General features: G+C 45.9%; 1 protein-coding gene. It reads left to right on the top strand.

All coding sequences use genetic code 11. The annotated features are described in order from the left end of the window. On the top strand, nt 1-676 hold a 676-nt coding region (locus ACS8FD_RS21110), incomplete at both ends, for a TOBE domain-containing protein (RefSeq protein WP_439277308.1).

Here is a 676-nt window from a genome sequence, read left to right as displayed (position 1 = left end):
AAAAAGGTTGCAACGAGAATTAGGTATTACTTTCGTTTTCGTCACTCACGACCAAGAAGAAGCGCTATCTATGTCAGACCGTATCGCGGTGATGAAAGATGGTAGGTTTCAACAAATTGGCACCCCTATTGAGATTTATGAAACCCCTGCCAACTTGTTTACTGCCAAATTCATTGGTGAGACCAACCTATTTAAAGCAGAGGTCAAAGGCGTCTATCCCAAACAGCCAGATCGAGATGGTCGCGTGACCAATGGTCGTATCGAAGTCGAGGTTTGTGAAGCACAGGCGCAAGATGGGCCAACGACATTACGTAATTTGCGCCGCCCTGATTTTGCCAATGATGTACAGATGGGCGATATCGTCAACCTACTGCTTCGTCCTGAAGATTTACGCATTTATGATCCCAATGATAAAGAACATGGCGGCTTACTCGGTCGCGTCATTGAGAGTAACTATAAAGGCAGTACCTTAGACTCGATTATCGAGCTGGCCAATGGTCATATCATCAAAGCCTCTGAGTTTTTTGATGAAGACGATCCTAGCTTTGATTATAAGCTCAATGAAGCGGTCAAGGTGGCGTGGGTCGATGGCTGGGAGTGGGTATTGCCCGAAGACCATTTAACAGAACCACAAGCACCTGAGCAAAGCGCGGCTATACAAAAAACAGCCATACAA

The sequence above is a fragment of the Psychrobacter sp. 1U2 genome (genome assembly GCF_051847575.1).
Note: the sequence above shows the minus strand (reverse complement) of the source record. Positions and strands in the feature narration are given on the sequence as shown.